The organism is Bradyrhizobium sp. USDA 4472 (assembly GCF_054058595.1).
Genome location: NZ_JBSSAM010000001.1, coordinates 7,131,245 through 7,152,624 on the forward strand (window position 1 = coordinate 7,131,245; position 21,380 = coordinate 7,152,624).

A 21,380-nucleotide genomic window follows, 5' to 3' on the forward strand; every position below is an offset into this window, starting at 1 on the left:
GCGACCATGGACACCGTCAGGTGGATCATCACCACCGCACCGGAGATCTTCTTGCTGCTGGCGCTTGCGATCGGCACCATCCTCGGCCGCATCAAGGTTCGCGGTTTCTCGATCGGTACCACCGCCTGCATCCTGATCGTCGCCGTGTTGATCGGACAACTCGGCAGCTTCACGTTCCCGCCGGTCCTGCGGGCGATCCTGTTCAGCCTCTTCGTCTTCACGATCGGCTACCGGTCGGGACCGGAGTTCTTTGCCTCTCTCAGTCTCCGCACTCTCGCGCAGGTCGTGCTGGCGCTGGTGATCGGCGCGACGGGCCTCGTGCTCGTGCTCATCTTCGCCCACGCGTTCAAGCTCGACACCGGAACGGCCGCGGGACTCACCGCGGGGGCGCTGACGCAGTCCTCGGTGATCGGCACCGCATCGGGCGCGCTGGCACAGCTCGGCCTGCCTGCCGATGTGCTGAAGCAGCAGGAAGCCAACATCGCGGCCGGTTATGCCGTGACCTATGTGCTCGGATACATTCTGACGCTGCTGTTCGTGCCGTTCGTCGCGCCACGGCTGATGGGGATCGATCTGAAGGCCGAAGCCAAGAAGCTCGAGGCGGAGCTTGCCGGCGGCGCTCCGGCGAAAACGGACAATCTTTCCTATCGCAAATTCCAGGCCCGCGCCTATCGGGTCTCGACCGCCGCAGGCCGCACGGTCGAGGCCATCGAGGCCGACATCGGTGGCCGGACCATCGTCGAGCGAATCGTCCGCCGCGGCGCCGATGTCGCCCCGCACAGGGACGCAACGCTCGAGGACGGCGACGACGTCGTCCTGACCGGCCCGACTGCGGCCATCGTCACGGCAAAGCCCGTCATCGGCCGGGAAATCGATGCCGACGAGCTGTTGCGCAGCCTGCCTGGCAACGTGATCGAGGTGCTGGTGGAGAACCGCAGGCTGCACGGCCGATCGATCCGTGAGGTGGCCGAGATCGTCGGCGACGATGCGCGCGGCGTCTTCCTGCGCGCCCTCACACGGATGGACCGCGACGTGCCGCTCGGCCCCGATACGCGCGTCTATGTCGGCGACGTCATGACGCTGGTCGGCAGCACCGGCAACATCGTGCGCGCGACAGCGCAGGTCGGCCACGCGCTCAACGCCGGTGACCGCACCGACATGGCCTTCCTCGCCGCCGGCATCGCCGTCGGCCTCCTCGCCGGAGTTGCCAGCATCAAGGTCGGCGCGGTCGCGCTGACACTCGGCGGCGGTGGCGGCGCGCTGATCGCAGGCCTCGCCTGCGGTTGGCTACGCTCGCGGAAGCCGACCATGGGCGCGCTGCCGCCGGCGGCCCAGCAGACGCTGAGCGACCTCGGCCTCGGCGGCTTCATCGCGGCGATCGGGCTCGGCAACGGTCTCGCAGCCTGGTCCGCGATTCAGGCTCATGGCCTGCTGCTGGTCGGCATGGGCACCGCCGTCACGCTGATCCCGATGACGGTCGGAACGCTCGTTGCGTGCTACATTCTTCGCATGAATCCGGTCGTCATCTGCGGGGCGCTGGCCGGCGCCATGACCGTCGATGCCGCCGTCACGGGCGCCTGCGATGTCGCCGACAGCAAGACGCCGGTGCTCGGCGTCGCCGTGCCCTATGCGGTCGGCAACGTCGTGCTGACAGTGCTCGGTCCGATCGTGGTTGCCGCGACTTTCGTTGCTTGAAGGAGTCCGCGATGCCTTCATCGCCGCCGGCGGCCGGGCCGAGTATCATCTGATGCCGCCGTTCGGCAATGAGGGACATTTCTTCATCGGCTCGCCGGATGCGATACCGCTCCGGTCGCCGCTGGTACCAAATTTCCAGATGCGCCGAAATGAGCCCGGTTCTCGGGCCGGATCTTGGAGTTGCAGCGATGGCTCGTCCTCTTGATGCTCTCTGCGGTCTCCTGAGCGCCGCGATCATAGCGACGGCGGCAAGCTCGGGCATCGCCGCGCCGAAAGCGGCGCAAGCCGAGACGGCCGCGGAGGTCGCAACGCGCGGTCAGCGCGAAGCCAAGGACATCACCTATGGCGACTGGCAGAAGCTCTGCTTCAAAGCCGGCGGGGCGCCGATGCTGTGTCGGACCTCGATCACGGGAAATTTCCCGACCGGACAGACGGCCGTTCGCGTTGACCTGATCGAGCGCGAGGATGCACCCACCGTCCGCCTGCGACTGTTCGTGCCTGTCGGCATGTACCTGCAACAGGCGCCGAAGCTGAGCATCGACGGAGGGCCCCCTGTCCGCGTGCCCTACACCTGGTGCCTGAGCAATCTATGCATCGCAGACGACGTAGCGGCACCGGACATCATCAAGGGAATGGAAGCCGGCAAGGCGCTGACGCTCGAACTCGTCGATACCAACCTCCTCGCCCTCACGACTGCGATCCCGTTGGCGCAATTCGCGACCGCCCACAAGGGCGTGCCGGCCAAGACGCTGGAGCAATATATCGACGAGTGAAGTGACTGGCCGGCCCCTAAGGGGCCGTCGCGCGCGTCACCGACTCGATCAGGACGTCTGCGGCAAACGGCTTCGTCAAATAAGCGACACACCCCGATGCGGTCGCCGCAGCGCGGTTTGCGTCGCTGTCGTTGCCGGTGATGTAAACCACCGGTGCGGTGACGCCCTGTTCAAGCAGTCGATGCCGCGCATCAATGCCTGAGTTTGCCCCGAGATTGATATCGAGGATGATGCAAATCGCGTCATCGAACTGGCCGTGCTCGAGCAAGGCACCGGCGGAGTCGAACAGCGTGGTCTCGAAACCGTGGCGGCGCAGCAGCCTATCCAGGCAGGCTCGCATGGATGGATCGTCATCGACGACGAACACGGATTCGCGCTGGGTCAAGGCAGTCTGCCTTTCCGGACGATGACGAAGTCCTGCGACGGTGCGGGGATACGGGATGTGAATGCTTCGCGTTCCGGGCGGGCCTTCTGTGCACAATTGCACACGGCGCGCTGCGCCTGTCAACGCGGCTCGGTATTGTCCTTTGGGGAAGTCACATCGCCGGAATGAACCGGGCCGACGAGCTAATGCTCGTCGCTGTCGAGCATGCCAAGCCGCTCCGCTATGGAAACGAGTTCCGCAAGCGAATGGACCTGCATCTTCTCCATCACCTGATGGCGATGCGCCTTCACCGTGCGTTCGCTGGTCCCGAGCTCATGGGCGATCTGCTTGTTGATGCGGCCACGAACGATGAGATCGAACACCTGTCGCTCGCGCTGCGTCAGCCTCACCAGATGACCACGAAATGCATCCAGCCTGCTGCGCTGGGCGCGCGCCATTTCCTGACTGGCCAATGCGCGCTCGATTGCATCGATCAACTGCTCCGAGGAGATCGGCTTGGTCAGGAAGTCCTCCGCACCCGCCTTGATCGCCCGCACCGTGGTCGGCGTGTCTGCATGTCCAGTCAGGAAGATGATCGGCAAAGTCGAGCCGGACGCGATCAAGTGAGCCTGTAAATCGGGGCCGCACAATCCCGGTATCCGCACGTCGAGCAGGATGCATCCCGCCTGCTCGTCGTTCGGCGCGGATTCCAGCAACGCCTGTGACGACGCATAGGTGGCGACATCGTAGCCCGCAAGCTTCAGCCGGCGTTCAATCGCCGTACGAAAGGACTCATCGTCATCGACAACGTGAACGAGGCCCGCCACCTTCCACCTCTCGCGCATTCAAATGGGGACCGCTGAGGTCCTCTCGTCTTGAAACATCATCATCAACAGCTTGGTAATCGAAGTCGTCGCTTCGCAAGAGCCATATTCGCGCAGCATCCACGCCTTCTCATCCTGCGCATCAAACGCCTTTGCTGTCCCTTGGTACAATGCCCCTTGGGACAATGGATTGAACCACCACCATAGCCGAAAATCAGCTCCGGCGGGAGTGGGATAGCGCGGCGCATTCCGGCCGAGAATTTTCGTCTGACCGACCATTCGGCGACAAGCTGTGGAGTTGGCCCATGTTCGTTCGCATCACGACGGAATCCGCACCGCGCCCCAATTCCCTTCGTGACCTCGGCATGAGAAGTGAATCAAATGCGATGGTCAGTTTAAGCGAATTTTCCTATCGCAAAGGAACCGAGATCTACGGCGAGAAAGAGCCGGCCGAATATGTCTATCAGGTCAAGTCCGGAGCGGTACGAAGTTACAAGCTGCTATCGGATGGCCGCAGGCAAATCGGCGCATTCCACCTCGTCGGCGATATCTTCGGGCTCGAAAATGGCAACGAACACCGGTTCACGACGGAAGCCATCATTGACACGACCGTGCGCCTTGTGAGGCGGCAAAGCCTTGAAACGGTGGCCCAGAACGATGCCATGGTGGCCAAAAATCTCCTGCGCATGACCACGAACAACCTCCAGCACGCCGAAGATCACATGCTCTTGCTGGGACGCAAGACTTCACTCGAGCGGGTTGCGGCCTTCCTGCTCGAAATGGACAAGCGGCTGACGGCGGCGGGCGTCATGGCGCTGCCGATGTCGCGGCGCGATATCGCCGACTATCTCGGCCTGACGCTGGAAACCGTCTCGCGCGCTCTGTCACGCCTGCATGAGGTCGGCGTTCTCGGCTTCGTGGGCAACACCCAGCGCCAGATCGTGCTGCTCGACCGGCACCAGCTCGCCAGCCTGGATCTGCAGCCCTGAACCGGCGAAAGGCGGATCCACGCGTCCCGCTGCATCAGACCCGTGGCAAGCTTTTGCCGGGCGGCTCCGTCAGCCCGAGATGTTCGAGCGTCTTGCGCAAGACTTCGAACAGAATGGCGGCGGACCAGCCGAACAAAAGTACACCATTCATCGCGGTCAGCGGGCCGATCAACTGCCATTCGCGCACCGGCGTAATGTCGCCGTAGCCGAGCGTGGTGTAGTTGACGAAAGCAAAATAGAGCATGTCGGTGTCGCCGGGAGCGACGCCGACGATATGGTAGGTCGCCGCCCATATCAGGATTTCGAGCATGTGGGCGATCTTCAACACGACGGCAGCCGCGATCATGACGCTCATGAGATGGAGCCTCGGCCGATTGCTATGACGCAGGCCTGCACTGCGGGCGATGGCGACCGCGACCACCGTCACCAGCGCGTGGAGCCCGATATTGATCACGCTGACCAGAGTGCCGACCAGGAATTGTAGCATCATAGCAGCGAACCCGACCTCAATTCTGGAGACCCAGTTCGTCATGATCGACGACGACGGTTTCCGTCGCTGCAGCGGCGGCCTGGCCGACCCGAATCGGCTCGGCGCGATCGATCACGATCCATGCAGCCGCCAATTCCCAAGCAACCGACAGTATGATCGGCCCAATGAATAGCCCGATAATCCCATGCGCAAGCGTACCGCCGATGACCCCGATCAGGATCACGAGCGTGGGCGTCGTCAGCCCCCGCCCCATGAGAAGCGGCTTCAGGACGTTGTCGAGAAGGCCTACGACGACGAGATAGATCGTCAAGAGCAGGGCTACGGTGACGTCCTTGTCCACCCATATCCAGACGACCACGGGAAGAAGAACGATAGCGGCGCCGATCTGAACGATCGACAGCAACAGCACGATGATTGCGAGCAGCCCCGCGCTTGCGATGCCAGCGAGCTTGAAACCGATGCCCGCCAGCAACGCCTGCACGATGGCGACACCGATGACGCCTTGTGAGACCGCGCGTATGGTCGCACCGGCGAGCTCCAGGAAATGCTCGCTCCGGCCAGGCACGATGCGCAACAGGAAGCCGCGGAGCGCGGCAACAAGCTGTGCCCCGTACGGAAGCAGGAAACCGGCCACGACCACCGACAGCAGGAATTGGAGCATTCCGATACCGGTATTACCCGCAAACGACAACATCATCCCGGCGAGCGGTTTCAGATACGGCGCCACCTCGCGCAGCGCTGCACGGACGTTCGTGTAAGCCTCATTCCAGAATGCGTAGAGCTGCGGACCGATCAGGGGCCAATTCCTGATCCGTTCCGGCGCCCCCTGCAGCACGAGATCTCCGCTGCCGATCTGGCCCGCAAGGTAGCGAAGCCCTTCCACCGCACTCAGGCCCAGCCAGGCAGCGGGACCAGTGACGATGCCCAGCATGATCAGTGTGAGAACGGCTGATGCGGTCCGGGGACGGCCGCCAAGGTGTCGGGTGAGCCAGGCGAAGACTGGATGAAACGCCACAACCAACACGGCGCTCCAGCTCAGGATCGGCACAAACGGCCGGATCACGACGAAGGTCCACGAGATCAGCAGCCCGAGCAAGCCGAGCCGAATCACGAGCTGGACGATGTCCTCCCCGGACACAAGCTGGCGAAGCGTCTTCAAGGCTCGTCGCCTCCTGATCGACGGACGGCACGCTGCAGACTAGCTGGGGTGCGGCCCGCTTCGGGGGCTTGATCCAGATCAAGCTCGGCGTTCGGCTGCTTGACGAAATCGGCGAACAAGCGCGCAGCTCAAGCTCGAAAGAAATCTCCGGCTTCGCGCGAAAGCTCCCGCTGCGGTGGTCGCTGACGCGTTTGATCTCCCTGAAGTTGCGATGCGGCCCCGCAAGGGAGCTCCGTTGCATGCCGCCTCGCCTCGTGTCGTCTCGTCGATCCGTTGACGCGATTAAGGCAAATGATACGATTTCACACCGATACGATTTCACGGTGTCCGGCCTCGTCGCGTCGGGGCGGCTTGTTGGGAGGGTGAGGCAGAGTACCGGGCGAGCCAGCTTCGGCTCGAACTTGAGCTCCCGTTTGGGCTCGGCGGCGGCATGGTCTACGAACATGAACCTTTCATCGTTTATGGGTGCCGGCTGGGCCCACGGTCCGCAGGTCCTCTCCGACGAAGAAGGGGTTCTGCTGTGCCGCGCCTTCCGCGAACGCATCGACGGGGAACGGCAGATCGTGCTGGCCCTCGTTCCGGCCGCCGAGCACCCAAGCCCGCAAAGCCTCGACCGTCTGGCTCACGAATTTGCATTGAAGGACGAGTTGGACAGCGCGTGGGCGGCGAAGCCGCTGGAGCTGGTGCAGGACCATGGCCCCACCATTCTTGTCCTTGAGGACCGCGGTGGCGAGCCGCTGACCTGGCTGACCGACGCCCCCATGGAGATGGGCAGCTTCCTGCGTCTCGCCATCCAGATCGCCGCGGCGCTCGGCAAGGTGCATCAGCAGGGCCTGGTGCACAAGGACATCAAGCCGGCCAACATCCTGGTAAGCCGCGGCAAGGACAGCGTGCATCTCACCGGCTTCGGCTTCGCAACCCGCCGCCCGCGCGAACGGCTGTCCGCGGCTGCCGACGCGCAGATTGCGGGCACATTCGCCTACATGTCCCCCGAGCAGACAGGGCGCATGAACCGCTCGATCGACTCCCGGAGCGATCTGTACTCGCTCGGTATCACCCTCTACCAGATGGTCACGGGCTCGCTTCCCTTCGTGGCGTCCGATCCGATGGAATGGGTGCACTGTCACGTCGCGAGAGAACCGGAGGCCCCGGCCAAGCGATCGAGCAACGTGCCGGCCGTGGTGTCCAGGCTGATCATGAAGCTGCTCTCCAAGATGGCCGAGGAGCGTTACCAGACAGCAGGCGGCGCCGAGCGGGATTTGCAGCGTTGTCTTGCGGAATGGGAGCTTCAGCACCGCATCGAAGACTTCCCGCTCGGCGAGCACGACACGCCCGACCGGCTGCTGATTCCCGAGAAGCTGTACGGAAGAACAGCCGAGTGCGAGACGCTGTTCGCCTCGTTCGAACGGATCGTCAAAAGCGGCGCGCCGGAACTGGCCCTGGTCGCAGGATATTCCGGCATCGGAAAATCTTCTGTTGTGAACGAGCTGCACAAGGTGCTGGTGTCCTCGCACGCCTTGTTTGCATCAGGCAAATTCGACCTGCATAAACGCGACATCCCCTACGCCACGCTGGTCAAGGCGTTCCAGGGCCTCGTTCGCCCTCTTCTCGGCAAACGCGAAGCTGAGCTGAGCGCGTGGCGCCAGGCCCTGCTCGGCGCACTTGGCCCGAACGGGCAGCTCGTCGTGGACCTGATCCCGGAGCTGAAGGCCATCATCGGCGACCAGCCGCCGGTTCCGGAGCTGCCGCTTCAGCATGCGCAAAGCCGCTTTCACCGCGTCTTCGAGCAGTTCATCGGCGTGTTTGCACGGGCCGAGCATCCGTTGGTGCTGTTCCTCGACGATCTGCAATGGCTCGATATGGCGACGCTCGAGCTGCTCGAGGATGTCTTGACCCGATCAGGCCTGACGCACCTGATGCTGATCGGCGCCTATCGCGACAATGAGGTGGACTCCGTTCATCCCGTCATGCGCATGCGTGAAGCCATCAAGGCGCGGGGACGGCGGGTTGTAGAGATCACGCTCGAACCACTTCGCCGCAGGCATCTCGGCCAGTTGCTTGCGGACACGCTTCGTTGCGAGCCCAGGCACGCAGCCCCGCTGATCCAGCTCGTGCACGAGAAAACCGCAGGCAATCCGTTCTTCGCCATTCAGTTCCTGTTCTCGCTGGTCGACGAAGGCCTGCTTGCGTTCGACCACGATGCTATCAGCTGGTCCTGGGACCTCGATCGCATTCACGCCAAGCGATACACGGACAACGTCATCGACTTGATGCTGGGGAAGCTGACCCGGCTTCCTGCCGCGACGCGTACGGCCTTGCAGCAGATGGCCTGTCTCGGCAATGTCGCCGAGGTCGCCGTGCTTTCCATCGTGCTCGGCATCTCTGATGAGCAGGTCAACGCCGACTTGTGGCCTGCCGTTCGCCAGGAGTTCGTGGAGCCGCAAGCCGGCACCTACCGCTTCGTCCACGACCGGTTTCAGGAGGCGGCCTATGCGCTGATTCCGGAGGAGGAACGGGCTGCGGCGCATCTTCGCATTGGTCGCCTGTTCGCCGCGCGAACTGCGCCCAATGCCGTCGAGGAGGGCGTCTTCGAGATCGTCGGACAACTCAACCGCGGCAGGGCCTTGATCACCTCGCCCGAGGAACGCGTCAGGCTGGCGGAGCTCAATCTTTTGGCCGGTCGCCGGGCCAAGGCCGCTACGGCCTTCGCCATGGCCCAGAGCCATTTCGCGACCGGCGAGGCCATGCTGCCCCTGGATTGCCGGGAGCAGCATTACGCGCTCAGCTTCACGCTGGCGCTACAGCGCGCCGAATGCGAGTTCGTGGCCGGCGAACACGCCAAGGCGAACGCGCGCCTTGCCGAACTGGCACAGCGCGCGGCCACCCTGCCCGACCTCGCGGCCGTGACCCGACTGCGAATGGAGCCGAGCGATCGCGACATCGAGATTGCGCTCGACTATCTGCGTCGCGTCGGGATCGACTGGTCGGCACATCCCACGCCGGACGAAGTCCACGGCGAATACGACCGGATGTGGCAAGAGATCGGCCATCGTCCGATCGAGGCGCTGCTCGAGCTGCCGCGGATGGCGGATCCGATCGCACGCGGGACGATGGACGTCCTGACAGTCCTGGTCTCGCCGGCCTGGTATATCGACGAGGACTTGCGCCGGCTCATCATTGGACGCATGGCCAATCTCAGCCTGCAATACGGCAACTCCGACGCATCGTGCCTCGCCTACATCGTGCTCGGCACCGTGCTCGGTCCCGACTTCGGCAACTATGACGCCGGCTATCGTTTTGCCCAGCTCGGCCTCGATCTGGTCGAAACCCGCGGACTGGACCGGTTCAAGGCCCGCGTCTATCTCGGCTTCGGAAGCTGGACCCGACATGTGCACTCAGGCCGTCCCTGGCTGAAGCGGGCCTTCGACGCTGCGCAGCAAGTCGGCGACGTGAACTACGCGAGCTTCACCCGACACCACTTCCTGACGCACCTTCTCGCCTGCGGCGATCCCCTCGCCGAAGTGCAGCGGGAAGCGGAGGCAGGCCTCGATTTCGCTCTCCGGGCCCACGTCGACCTTGCCGCCGATCGCATCGCCGGGCAGTTGCAGCTCATTCGGTCGCTGCGCGGCCTCACCACGAAATTTGGCGGCTTCGATGAAGCTGGTTTCAACGAGGCGCAGTTTGAGCGTCGTCTCGAGACCGAGCCATACCTGGAGCAGGCCGGCTTTTGGTACTGGACGCGCAAACTGCAGGCGCGCGTTCTCGCCAACGATCGCGCTGCCATCGTTGCCGCGGCAAAGGCCGGCAAACTGCTGTGGACATCGAAAGCCCTGTTCGACCGGGTCGAGTTTCACTTCTATGCCGCCTTGGCCGAGGCCGCATGCTGTGAGGCCGCAGCGCCGGGCGAGCGGGCCCGGCATCTCGATATGCTGATCCACCATCACCGCGTGCTCCAGCAATTGGCCGAGATCAGCCCGGAAGACTTCGCCGACCGCGCCGCGCTCATATCTGCGGAAATCGCGCACATCGAAGATCGCGAGCTCGATGCAATGCGCTTCTACGATTGGGCCATCGCCGCGGCGCACGCAAACGGTTTTCCCCACAACGAGGCCATCGCAAACGAGCTCGCCGGGCGTTTCTATGCGAAGCGCGGGTTCGAGAAGATCGCCTATGCCTATCTACGCGATGCCCATTACGGATTTCTTCGCTGGGGAGCCGAGCCCAAGGTAAGGCAGCTCGAACGTCTTTATCCACGGCTTCACGTCGCCGAGGACACCAGTTCCGGAAGCCGGCCGACCATCCAGCAGATGGACGTCACCACGGTGGTGAAGGCGTCTCAGGCCGTCTCAAGCGAAATCGAGCTGCCAAAGCTGATCGAGACGCTGATGAAAATCGTGCTGCAGAACGCCGGCGCCGATCGCGGCCTGTTGATCTTGTCGCGAGATGACGACTTCTGTATCGAGGCGGAGGGCCAATCCAGGGGCGACGAGTTCAGCGTCGTGATGAACCAAACCTCGCTCTCGTCACCGGATTGCCCCGAAGCCCTGCTTCGTTACGTCATTCGCACGCAAAAACCTCTCATCGTCGACGACGCATCGCGGCCTGATCCGCTTTACGGCGATGACTACGTGTGCCGCCGACACCCAAGGTCCGTCCTTTGCCTGCCGCTCCTGAAACAGGCCAAGCTCATCGGATTGCTCTACCTCGAGAACACGCTGACGACGCATGCCTTCACGCCGGATCGCGTGGCGGTGCTGGACCTGCTGGCCGCCCAAGCTGCGATCTCGCTGGAGAACACGCTGCTCTATCGCGATCTTCAGGAGCGCGAGGCCCGCATCCGCCGGCTCGTCGATTCCAACATTATCGGCATCCTGTTCTGGAACGGCAGCGGCGAGATCAACTACGCCAACGACGCCTTCCTGAACATGACCGGATATTCCAGGCAGGAACTGGTGTCGAACGCCGTTCGCTGGAAGGACATGACTCCGGCCGAATACCGCGATGAGGACGCGCAGCGGATCGAACAACTCAGAATGTCGGGACAGATCGCCTCGCGAGAGAAGGCGTTCATCAGGAAGGACGGCAGCCGCGTTCCAGTTCTGATCGGCTCCGCCCTGCTGGCCGCATCGTCCGATCAATGCGTCTCGTTCGTGCTCGACCTCACCGCGCGAAAGCAGGCGGAAGAAAAGTACCGCCTGCTCATGGAGCAGGCGCATGACGCGATCCTGATTCTCGACCAAGATGGCCTGGTGATCGAGGCGAACCGCACGGCTGGGGTGATGCTGGGACGGCCTCGGGAGAAAATCATCGGCCTCCCGTTTCGATCCATCCTCGTTCCGGCCGACGCGACGGAAGTCGCCCGTCTGCTGGCGCCGGACTCGGCGGGCTTGTTACAGCTTCGCCTGGATGGCCCCGACGAGAAGGGTCTCGATGTCGAAATGTCGGCCGCTCACGTCTCGACAGGCCGCCAGGAGCTGATCATCGTGATCGGCCGGGACATCAGCCAGCGCCTGCGTCTCGAGCAACAGCTGCGCCAGGCACAGAAGATGGACGCGGTCGGCCAACTCACCGGCGGCGTCGCCCATGACTTCAATAACATCTTGACGGTGATCACCGGAACGATCCAGATCTTGATCGACGATCTTGCGGATCAGCCCGACCTCCTCGCCATCGCCCACATGATCGACGACGCGGCGGCGCGCGGCGCCGATCTGACGATGCAGCTCCTTGCGTTCGCGCGCAGGCAGCCTTTGCAACCCCGCAACGTCGATGTCAACAATCTCGTGGTCGATACCACCAAGCTGCTGCGGCCGACTCTAGGCGAGCACATCGAGGTCGGCTCCACGCTGCAGGACGATTGCTGGCACGCGCTGATCGACCCGGGCCAGCTCTCGACCGCTCTGATCAATCTCGCCGTCAATGCCCGCGACGCGATGCCGGGTGGCGGCAAGATCGCATTCGGCACGGCGAATGTCAGCTTTGGTCCTGACAATGCGGGCCCGGACGACAGTCGCGGCGACTTTGTCCTGGTCACGGTGAGCGATGCCGGTTCGGGCATTCCACAGGTGATCCGGGACAAGATATTCGAGCCCTTCTTCACGACCAAGGAGCTTGGCAAGGGAACGGGCCTCGGATTGAGCATGGTATATGGCTTCATCAAGCAATCCGGCGGTCACATCAGAATCGATAGCGAAGAAGGGCTAGGAACGACCTTCAGCCTCTACCTGCCGCGCTCGACCCAGAGCGCGGAGTCTGCAAGCGTTGCGGCGAAAGGCGAGCTGCAGCGCGGCAATGAAACCATCCTTTTGGTCGAGGACGACGATCTGGTCCGTAAATACGTTGCAGCGCAGCTCAAGAGCTTCGGTTATCGCACGATAACGGCCGCCAACGGCCCGGAGGCCGTCGAGCTCGTCGACCGGGGCGCCGTCTTCGACCTGCTATTCACCGACGTCGTCATGCCTGGCGGGATGAACGGCCGCGAAGTTGCCGACGCCGTCCTTCAGCGGCGCCCCGGCCTGCCCGTGCTCTATATGTCGGGCTATCCGGAAGCCGCCATGATGCATGACGGTCGGCTGGACCCTGACGTCACCTTGCTGAGCAAGCCGTACCGGCCGGCAGATCTGGCGCATGCCATTCGTCAGGCCCTCGCCTCCCGGACAGGTCCGGACGCCGCGCGTTGAATTCTCCATTCATGTCCGCGCCGGTACGAAGCGCTATGCTCAGCTTGCCGAGAGATGAATCACGTTCCAGGACGCCGGCTCGAGCGTCGCCTGCAATCGACCGCCGTCGAAGGTCACATTCTGCAACGGCGCCGGCTTGATCGTGTCCGGCGCATGCTTGGTATTCGTCGCCCTCAGGTCATCGTGCCGGAGTTCAACTCTCTCGCTCACCTTCATCCGGCCGAAACGTCTGGCCTCGACGCTCACCTCCATCTCCTGCTTCAGATCGCGATTGAGCAGAAACAGCGACAGGCCACCGTCTTCGGTCGCCACCGCAGCGATCTTCAGATACGGCACATCAGGGACGGGAAAACTCTGCTCCTGGGTACCGCGGGGATCGTAGTACGATGAATCGTATGTTTCGGACTCCGCTTGCGTGCGGAGAACCTTGCCGCGGCCGAAACGGCTCAAATGCGCAAATGGGAAGAAGGTGGTCTGGCGCCACGCCCCTCCGCCCGTCTCGGTCATGATCGGCGCGATGACGTTGACGAGTTGCGCGAGGCAGGCGACCTTCACCCGGTCGGCATGATTGAGCAGTGAGATGCAGGCGCCGCCGAAGGCGAGTGCGTCTTCCATCGTATAGATTTCCTCGAGGATCGGTGGCGCCACCGGCCAGCCTTCCCTAACCCGGTCGGCGCGATTGCGGCGGGTTCGATACCAGACGTTCCATTCGTCGAAGCTCAGCATCAAGCGCTTGTTGGACCGCCGCCTGGCAGCGACCGCGTCCGCAATCGCGACGACCTCGTCGATGAAGCTGTCCATCAGATCGGGGCTGGCGAGAAACGAGGCCGTGTCCTGCTTGTAATTGTTGAGATAGGTGTGGAGCGAAATGTAGTCGACGTGATCGAAGGTGTGCTCCAGGACCGTGTCCTCCCACTGGCCGAAGGTCGGCATGTTACGCCCGGAGGACCCGCATGCCGCCAGCTCGATGGTTGGGTCCACCCAGCGCATCATCTTGGCGGCCTCGCGCGCGAGCGCTCCGTAATCGTCGGCGCTCTTGTGCTCCATCTGCCAGGGCCCGTCGACCTCGTTGCCGAGGCACCACAGCTTGACGCCGTGCGGCTTGTCCCAGCCGTGGGTACGACGCAGCTCGGACAATGCCGTGCCGCCGGGATGGTTGCAGTACTCGACCAGGTTGCGCGCGGCATCGCCCCCGCGGGTGCCGAGATTGACCGCCATCATCGGCGCGACGTCCGCAGCGCGGCACCAGTCCATGAATTCGTTGGTGCCAAAACTGTTCGGCTCGGTGCTGAACCAGGCAAGGTCCAGGCGTGCCGGCCTCGTCTCCTGCGGACCAACGCCGTCCTCCCAATTGTAGCCCGAGACGAAATTGCCGCCGGGGTACCGGATGAGCGTCGGGCCAAGCTCCTTCACCAGGGCGAGCACGTCCTTCCGGAACCCCCTTTCGTCTGCGGTCGGATGGCCCGGCTCGTAGATGCCACCGTAGACGCATCGGCCGAGATGCTCGACGAAGGCACCGAACAAGCGGGGGTCGGTGTGACCGATGGCGAAGTCACGGTCGATCAGAACTCTGGCTTTCCTCATGCTGTTCTCTCGGGGGCCGCGGGGCCGATGGGACCGTTGATGCCGGGATTGACGTTTGCCGTAGAGTCGCTCACCTCAGGGAATAGCACGGCTTCGCGCAATTGTTGCGTATAGGGATGTCGCGGCGCCTTCAGCACCGTTCTCGCATCACCGCTTTCGACCACACTGCCCTTCTGCATGATCATGATGCGGTCGCTGATGTAGTAGGCGGTCGCCAGGTCATGCGTGACATAGATGATCGATATCCCGAGGTCGTCCCTCAGAGTCTTGAACAGATTGACGATGGACATCCGCAAGGAGGCGTCGATCATGGAGACCGGCTCGTCCGCCACGATCAATTTTGGCTCGGCGAGCAGCGCACGGGCAATCGCGACCCGTTGAAGCTGCCCGCCCGATAGCTCGTGCGGATATCGATCGCTCACCTCCTTGAGCGATAGCCCCACTTTGTGCAGCGCCGCATCAACGGCCGCAGCCGTGCTCTCCTCTGCCGTGCCGGAAAACCGGCGCCGCGTCATAAGCAGATACCGCTCAACGCGCTTCAGGGGGTTGAAGCATTCGAACGGATTCTGAAAGATCGGCTGCACCTTGTGCATGAATGCCAGCCGGCCGGCACTGCCGCTGATAGCCGCAAGGTCGGCACCATCCAGCAGCAGTCTGCCGCTGGTTGGCGTTTCCGTGTTCAGGATCATCCGGGCAAGGGTCGTCTTGCCGCTGCCCGATTCGCCGATGATCGCCAGGATCTCGGGTCGCCCGACACCAAGCCGGAAGCTTACCGTGTTCACCGCGACGATCGTCTCCCGCGATAACAACCCTCCGCGGAAGAAGGTTTTGCTGACCTCCATGACGTCGAGCAGCACATCATTCATGCCCGTACGCCCTGGTCTACGGCGAAGCATGCAACGCGATGCCCGGGGGCGCTTTCACGCATCACCGGGGTCTCCCGGCGACAAATCTCGCCTGCAAGCGGACACCGCGGGTGGAAACGGCAACCAGGCGGCGGATCGGCCAGATTTGGCGGGGCGCCGCCAAGACCCTGGCGCGGCGCGTCGTCACCGATGCGTGGAAGGCTCGATATGAGATGCTTGGTGTAGGGATGCAGGGGATTGCCAAAGATCTCGGTGGTCGCGGCTTCCTCCACGAGACGGCCGGCGTACATGATGGCCAGTCGGTCCGTGAACTGCGCGTGCACCCCCATATCGTGCGTGACCAACAGGACCGACGAGCCAGTCTCGCGCTGAATGCCCCTGAGCATGCCGAGCACCTCCTTCTGCACCACCACGTCGAGTGCGGTGGTCGGCTCGTCGGCAATGATAAATCCGGGACGGCAGATGGTCGCAAGGGCCAGCGCGGCGCGTTGTCGCATCCCGCCTGAGAGTTCGTGTGGAAAGGCGGTGAGGACAGAGGGATCAAGTTTGACCCGGGCCAGATGGGCGACCACCTGCTGCTCGAACCGCCTTCGGCTACCGCCGATATGCGGGTAAGCGAAATCGACGAACGAGGATCGGACCCGACGCACCGGATTCAGCACGTTCATTGAACCCTGCATGATGTAGGACAGGTGCCGCCAGCGTATGCGCTCCAACGCCGCCGGCGGCGCGCGATGCAATCCGTCGTAGCCGGGCAGGAAGGCAAACTCCATGCTGCCGCCGACGATCTCGAGCGGAGGCCTGATCGCGCCTGCGATGCTTTTGACGAGCGTCGTCTTGCCCGAACTCGATTCACCAGCGAGACCGTAGATCTCGCCGCGGCGAACAGCGAAGCTGACACCGTCGACCGCCCGGATGCCGCGCCTGAGGCCGGCTTGGCTGGTCTGGTAATAGGCTTGCAGGTCGCGAACGCTGAGAAGCGGCTGGGCATCTTGATCCCGGTGCGGCTGCTCAGCGTCGGCGTGTATCACGAGGCCCCTCCAACGCTCCAGAGGCGGCTTCTCGGATCGATATGCGCGTTCACCGAGACCGCGAGCAGGAAGAGCCCGATGAATGCCATGACCACCGTGATGGTCGGAAAAGCGATCCACCACCAGATGCCCGCGACCATCGCCGTGTGCTGATTGGCCCAATAGATCATGCCGCCGATCGTCGGCGTGTTGACATCGGTGAAGCCGAGCACGGCAAGCGTCACCTCGAGTCCGATCGACCACACCATGTTGTTCATGGTCGTGGAGAACAGGATCGGCATGACATAGGGCAGATGCTCCTCGGTCAGGATCTGCCGCGTGCTCATTCCGGAGAACAGGCTGGTCTGGGTGAATTCGCGCTGCCTCAAGCTCATGACCACCGAACGAATCAGCCGCGCGTCGTAAGCCCAGCCGAAACAGGCCATGATCAGCGCCAGCATCAACCAGGAGATCCGGTCACGCATGACGAAATAGAACAGCACCAGGATCGGCAACAGCGGGATGACGATGAAGGTGTCATTCACGGACATCAGGACGCGATCGAGCCAGCCGCCCTTGTAGCCGCTGATCAACCCGACGGCGAGCGCAACAAGGCGGCTGACCAGGGCCACCGTCCCCCCAAACAGCAACGTATTCCGGATCGCAAAGCTCAACTGCCAGAACACGTCCTGACCGCGCGATGTCGTGCCGAACCAGTAAGTCAACGACGGCGGCAGGTCGGGCGGTACCAGATAGACGCTGTCAGGCGGATATGGCGAGAAGCTCGCCAGCACGGACAGCAGCAGGACGACGGCAACCAGCGTGACCCCAATCCGGAACTCGGCCCTGTAGCGCAAGAGGTCGCGGAGAAAGACCGCCATCAGCTGACCTTCACCCTGGGATCAAGCAGTGGATACAGAAGATCGATCGCCAGCACGCCGACCGATACGCCGAGGATCGAGACGGTGGTGACGCCGAGGACCAAACCGTAGTCACCGGCATAGACGGCATCGACAAGGAGCGAGCCGAGCCCGGGATAACCGAACACCTTCTCGGTGATCACGGCACCGTTGAAGATTCCGCCCAGCGACATCGCCAGGCCCGTCACCTGCGGCACGAGCGCGTTGCGCATCACGTAGGATGTCAGGATGCGCCAGGACTTCACGCCTGCAAGCTCGGCATAGACGACGTAGTCCTCCGCCAGGACGTTGGAGACCAGCGAACGCATGCCGAGAAACCAGCTGCCGACACCGATCAGGATCAGCGAGAGCGCCGGCAGGATCGCATGTTGCAGCACGCTCCACACGAATTCGGGTGTCAGGGTCTGTGGCAAATTCATCGTCGCCCCACCGCTGATCGGGAGCACCGGCCAGATGAAGCCGAACAGGATCAGCAGCAGCATGGCCAGGATGTAATAGGGGATCGGATGAAGACCCATGGCGATCACCCCCAGCAGCTTCAGCCCGCGGCTCTGCCGGTAGTAGCCCGCAAGTCCACCCAACAGATTTCCGAGCACCCAGGCGACGAGGGTCGAGACTGCGAGGAGGCCCGCCGTCCAAGGCAGCGCGCGTCCGATCAAGGTGCCGACGGGGGTCGGAAAGGCGGACAGCGAGGGGCCGAAATCGGCGCTCAGGATCCGCTTCCAGAAGGTCAGATATTGCTGAACGGGCGTGCCGCCGAGACCATAGAGCTCGCGGAGGGAATTCCGCATCTGTTCGATCGCATCAGGCGCCGTGTTGCCAAAGGAGGTCACCGCCGAAATCGATTGCTCGACGGGATCGATCGGCGAGGCATGCGTAACGAGATAGGCGATGTTGATGCCGATGAAAACGACGAGCAGGAACTGCGCGAGCCGGCGGCCGACATAGCCGGCGTACCCGCTCAAGGCAGCACCCGAGATGCTCGACAAGGTCGTTGCGGGCAAAGCGGGATCATCGCGCCCTAGCTGGCCGGCTTCAGCCGGACGAACATGTAGCGAGAATTGCCCCAGTTCGGCACGGGATTGGTGTAGGGATTCTCCGCGGTCGGAAAACCCGTCCAGTAGGTCTGATCCATCGCGGTGAACACGTTGTAGGCCATCAGCGGGATGGTCGGCATCTCCTTCACCGCGAGCTTGACATAGTCCTTGCCGAGCTCGATCGATTTGGGATCGTCGAAGCCGACCGTGCGGATCTCCTCGATGATCTTGTCGAGCGCGGGGCTGGACCAGCGCTGCCAATTGCGCAGCGGCTGCGGCTTGCCCGGCTCGGCGACGAATTGCGAATGCCAGCTGTCGAGGAAGTAGGACAGGTCCGGGTGGCCGCCCCAGGTCTCGACGCTCCAGCCAATGAAAGTGTCGAAATCGCCGGCCGCCCGCCGTGTCGGCAGCGTTCCTTGCGCGACATCGATCTTGGCGTCGATGCCCGCCTGCTTCCACAGCTGCACGATCATCGTCCCGGCCCGCGTCATCACCGGACGCAAATCGCCCTCCACCATGACGCGCACGCTGAAGGGCTTTCCATCCGGCGTGATCCAGGCAGCCCCGCGCTTGCTGAAGCCGGCCTTTTCCAGCAGCTCCTGCGCCGCGACCGGATCCGTCTTCCACCAGCCCCTGCCGAAGGCCTTGGCGATATCAGCCGGATCGGCCGGAATCTGGTCGCCCATGGACGGCCGCAGCATGTCGGCAATCTGCTTGCCGATTGTCGGGTCATACGGCTTGATCTTGCGCTTGCCGGTATCGATCTCGAAACTCTCGAGCCAGTCTTCCATCGGCGCGTGGTAGGTGGCCGGATGGGTTCCGGTCGGCGGCACGCCGATCGCCGATATGGTAGCGGCGCCGCGATAGGCTGCCATCGCCACGGCCTTGATGTCGATCAACAACGCCAGCGCCCAGCGGACGTCCGGATTTCTAAAGTTCTCATTCTGCGTGTTGAAGATCACCGCGGGAAGCGTGGGATCGGGATGGCCATAGGGGAATCCCTTGAACCAGGCCCGCGTCGTCTTGCTCTGCTTGGCGAGGGCAAACATGCCCTCCGGCGCGATGTCGTGGATCACGTCAAGCTCGTGGTTGAGCTGCGCGATCACCCGCTTTTCGGGCGGGCCGGGGTCGACATAAGCGAGATATTTGGGACCCGGCTTGCCGAAGCGCGCGAGCGTAGTGCGCTGCCAGTCATCGCGAAGCTGCCAGATGTACCATTTGCCATCAGGATCGTAGCTATGCAGCACGTAGGCGCCCAGCGAGACAGGCTTATTGAAATCGAATTTGACGGGATCCTCGACCTTGTCAAAAACATGCTTGGGGAGGATCCATATGGCGCCCCAGCGCACCGTGAAATTGGTGTGGAAGCGTGAATTGGGCTTCTTGAGCTTGAACACGACGGTGTGCGCATCCGGCGCATCGACGGAGGCGACGTTGCTCGTTAGCACCGCACTGAAGCGCATCGCCGGATGCTTGATCTGGGTCATTACCGTCGCGACGACATCGTCGGCCGTGAACTCGACGCCATCGCTCCAGAAGATGCCGCTGCGCAGCTTGACCGTCATCTCGGTGAAGTCGGCATTGTATTGCGGCTTGTCGGCGGCCAGCGAGTTGTCCCAGACGCCGTCGAGGCCGCTCTCGGGATCGATGTACCAGAGCGTATCGAGCGCGGCCTGCTGCAGGCCGTTGCTCTGCGAGCTGGCATTGATCACCCAGATGTTGAACCAGCCGGCGTTCTTGACCGTGCCTTCCGGGTTTTCCAGGATCAGCAGATCCTTCCTCGGAATGTTTTGCGGTATCCCCTGCGCATGGCCGGGAACCACCGATGCGAGCACCAGCGACCCCAGCACACCCGCGGCCAGCAGCAATGCACGAATGCAGCGCATGATGTCCTCGCGGCACAATTCGTCCCGACGCCCGTTTTGACGCGATGCTAGAGGCGCCGGAGTCACGGGACAATAGGAATCTTGCAGGGCGACGATGGTCGCCGCGGGTTTCCGGCCACATCGCCGCCGCAAGCACCGACGGTCCATGCGCATCCGCTGACGTCGCGGCGGCCCTCGCCTTGCTACGGGGCGAGCCGCCAACGGTGGCGATCGCCGATCGCGCTGTCGCTCTCGATGCTATGGCTGCTGATCTGGCGCTTCGACTAGATCAGCGGCGCGCCCTGCCGCAGATTCATGTGCCTGTTGACATCCTTGTAGAGCAGATAACGGAACCGGCCGGGACCGCCGGCGTAGCAGGCCTGCGGGCAGAACGCGCGCAGCCACATATAGTCGCCGGCCTCAACCTCCACCCAGTCGCGATTGAGACGGTAGACCGCCTTGCCCTCGAGCACATACAGCCCGTGCTCCATGACGTGTGTCTCCATGAAGGGAATCGTTCCCCCCGGCTCCAACGTCACGACGTTGACATGCATGTCATGCCTGAGGTCGGCGGGATCGACGAAGCGCGTGGTGGCCCAGCGCCCGTCGGTGTCCGGCATCGGCACCAGTGTCATTGAGTCCTCGTCGGTCACGATCGGCTCGGGAGCGGCCAATCCCGGCACGCGCTGGTACAGCTTGCGGATCCAGTGCAGCTGGGCCGGAACCGGGCCGCGATTGCGCAGAGTCCACTCGCAACCGGGCGGCACGTAAGCGAAGCCGCCGGCCTTCAGCTCGCTATCCTTGCCTGCCAGCTTGAGCGTGACTTGGCCGCCCACGACGAACAGCACGCCTTCGGCGCCCTTCTCGGGCTCTGGGACCTCACTGCCGCCATTCGGGGCAATGTCCATCAGATAGTGGGAGAACGTCTCGGAGAAACCGGAAAGCGGGCGCGCCAGCACCCAGACGCGCGTGTTGTCCCAATGCGGCAGGAGACTGACGACGATATCGCGCTGCACGTTGCCGGGAATCACGGCGTAGGCGGTCGTGAAGACCGCACGGCCGCTCAGAAGATCGGTCTGCGGCGGAAGACCGCCCTGCGGGACGTGGTAATTTCGCGATGTCAT

Annotated in this window: 16 protein-coding genes and 1 pseudogene; 5 read left to right on the forward strand and 12 right to left on the reverse strand. The window is 63.2% G+C overall.

All coding sequences use genetic code 11. From position 1 onward, the window contains the following. Window positions 1-6: 6 nt before the first annotated feature. The 3 genes and pseudogenes from ACVWZ4_RS33685 to ACVWZ4_RS33695 all read left to right on the forward strand — a co-directional run bounded on the left by ACVWZ4_RS33685 (window position 7) and on the right by ACVWZ4_RS33695 (window position 2,468). Complete coding sequence (locus ACVWZ4_RS33685; protein WP_456742057.1) at window positions 7-1,695, forward strand: aspartate:alanine exchanger family transporter; 1,689 nt, start codon at window positions 7-9, stop codon at window positions 1,693-1,695. 13 nt (window positions 1,696-1,708) lie between these two features. After that, window positions 1,709-1,900, forward strand: a pseudogene (locus ACVWZ4_RS33690) (invasion associated locus B family protein); the annotation flags it as partial. After that, window positions 1,884-2,468 carry an invasion associated locus B family protein gene (locus ACVWZ4_RS33695; protein WP_456742058.1) on the forward strand — a complete coding sequence of 195 codons (585 nt, stop codon included), beginning with the start codon at window positions 1,884-1,886 and terminating at the stop codon, window positions 2,466-2,468. The pseudogene ACVWZ4_RS33690 and the gene ACVWZ4_RS33695, both read left to right, overlap by 17 nt. Window positions 2,469-2,484: 16 nt before the next feature. Here ACVWZ4_RS33695 and ACVWZ4_RS33700 read toward each other — a convergent pair whose 3' ends face one another. The 3 genes from ACVWZ4_RS33700 to ACVWZ4_RS33710 all read right to left on the reverse strand — a co-directional run bounded on the left by ACVWZ4_RS33700 (window position 2,485) and on the right by ACVWZ4_RS33710 (window position 3,935). Further along, on the reverse strand, window positions 2,485-2,853 hold the full coding sequence (locus ACVWZ4_RS33700; protein WP_456702889.1) for a response regulator transcription factor: 369 nt from the start codon (window positions 2,851-2,853) through the stop codon (window positions 2,485-2,487). Window positions 2,854-3,035: 182 nt separating this feature from the next. Beyond that, window positions 3,036-3,659, reverse strand: coding sequence for a response regulator transcription factor (locus ACVWZ4_RS33705; protein ID WP_456790457.1), 624 nt, complete (start codon window positions 3,657-3,659; stop codon window positions 3,036-3,038). A gap of 18 nt (window positions 3,660-3,677) precedes the next feature. Further along, a complete protein-coding gene (locus ACVWZ4_RS33710; protein ID WP_456742059.1) occupies window positions 3,678-3,935 on the reverse strand; it encodes a hypothetical protein in 258 nt (85 codons plus the stop codon). 26 nt (window positions 3,936-3,961) lie between these two features. Here ACVWZ4_RS33710 and ACVWZ4_RS33715 point away from each other — a divergent pair, with 26 nt between their 5' ends. After that, window positions 3,962-4,645 carry a helix-turn-helix domain-containing protein gene (locus tag ACVWZ4_RS33715; protein ID WP_456702887.1) on the forward strand — a complete coding sequence of 228 codons (684 nt, stop codon included), beginning with the start codon at window positions 3,962-3,964 and terminating at the stop codon, window positions 4,643-4,645. Window positions 4,646-4,679: 34 nt separating this feature from the next. Here ACVWZ4_RS33715 and ACVWZ4_RS33720 read toward each other — a convergent pair whose 3' ends face one another. Together ACVWZ4_RS33720 and ACVWZ4_RS33725 are read right to left on the reverse strand one after the other, a co-directional pair. Next, window positions 4,680-5,135 (reverse strand): potassium channel family protein, encoded by a 456-nt coding sequence (locus tag ACVWZ4_RS33720; RefSeq protein WP_456702886.1) that lies wholly within the window; start codon window positions 5,133-5,135, stop codon window positions 4,680-4,682. 16 nt (window positions 5,136-5,151) lie between these two features. Further along, window positions 5,152-6,294 (reverse strand): AI-2E family transporter, encoded by a 1,143-nt coding sequence (locus ACVWZ4_RS33725; RefSeq protein WP_456742060.1) that lies wholly within the window; start codon window positions 6,292-6,294, stop codon window positions 5,152-5,154. Between the two features lie 443 nt (window positions 6,295-6,737). On the opposite strand from ACVWZ4_RS33725, the gene ACVWZ4_RS33730 reads away from it, so the two are divergent. Further along, window positions 6,738-12,974: an AAA family ATPase gene (locus tag ACVWZ4_RS33730; RefSeq protein WP_456742061.1), complete on the forward strand. Its 6,237-nt coding sequence runs from the start codon at window positions 6,738-6,740 to the stop codon at window positions 12,972-12,974. 39 nt (window positions 12,975-13,013) lie between these two features. On the opposite strand, the gene arfA is transcribed toward ACVWZ4_RS33730, so the two are convergent. From arfA to ACVWZ4_RS33765, 7 genes are all read right to left on the reverse strand, one after another. Continuing rightward, window positions 13,014-14,558, reverse strand: coding sequence for an arabinosylfuranosidase ArfA (arfA, locus tag ACVWZ4_RS33735; protein WP_456742062.1), 1,545 nt, complete (start codon window positions 14,556-14,558; stop codon window positions 13,014-13,016). After that, the gene (locus ACVWZ4_RS33740; RefSeq protein WP_456742063.1) at window positions 14,555-15,424 is read right to left on the reverse strand and encodes an ABC transporter ATP-binding protein; all 870 of its coding nucleotides are present in this window, start codon (window positions 15,422-15,424) and stop codon (window positions 14,555-14,557) included. The genes arfA and ACVWZ4_RS33740 overlap by 4 nt, the downstream gene beginning before the upstream one ends. Beyond that, window positions 15,421-16,452: an ABC transporter ATP-binding protein gene (locus ACVWZ4_RS33745; RefSeq protein ID WP_456742306.1), complete on the reverse strand. Its 1,032-nt coding sequence runs from the start codon at window positions 16,450-16,452 to the stop codon at window positions 15,421-15,423. The genes ACVWZ4_RS33740 and ACVWZ4_RS33745 overlap by 4 nt, the downstream gene beginning before the upstream one ends. Next, window positions 16,452-17,315, reverse strand: a complete 864-nt coding sequence (locus ACVWZ4_RS33750; RefSeq protein ID WP_456742064.1) for an ABC transporter permease — start codon at window positions 17,313-17,315, stop codon at window positions 16,452-16,454. Before ACVWZ4_RS33750 ends, ACVWZ4_RS33745 begins: the two co-directional genes overlap by 1 nt. Then, window positions 17,315-18,319: an ABC transporter permease gene (locus ACVWZ4_RS33755; RefSeq protein WP_456742065.1), complete on the reverse strand. Its 1,005-nt coding sequence runs from the start codon at window positions 18,317-18,319 to the stop codon at window positions 17,315-17,317. Before ACVWZ4_RS33755 ends, ACVWZ4_RS33750 begins: the two co-directional genes overlap by 1 nt. 56 nt (window positions 18,320-18,375) lie before the next feature. Next, entirely contained in the window at window positions 18,376-20,277 is a 1,902-nt protein-coding gene (locus tag ACVWZ4_RS33760; RefSeq protein ID WP_456702879.1) for an ABC transporter substrate-binding protein, read from the reverse strand. A 263-nt stretch (window positions 20,278-20,540) separates the two neighbouring features. Then, window positions 20,541-21,380 carry a bifunctional allantoicase/(S)-ureidoglycine aminohydrolase gene (locus ACVWZ4_RS33765; RefSeq protein ID WP_456702878.1) on the reverse strand — a complete coding sequence of 280 codons (840 nt, stop codon included), beginning with the start codon at window positions 21,378-21,380 and terminating at the stop codon, window positions 20,541-20,543.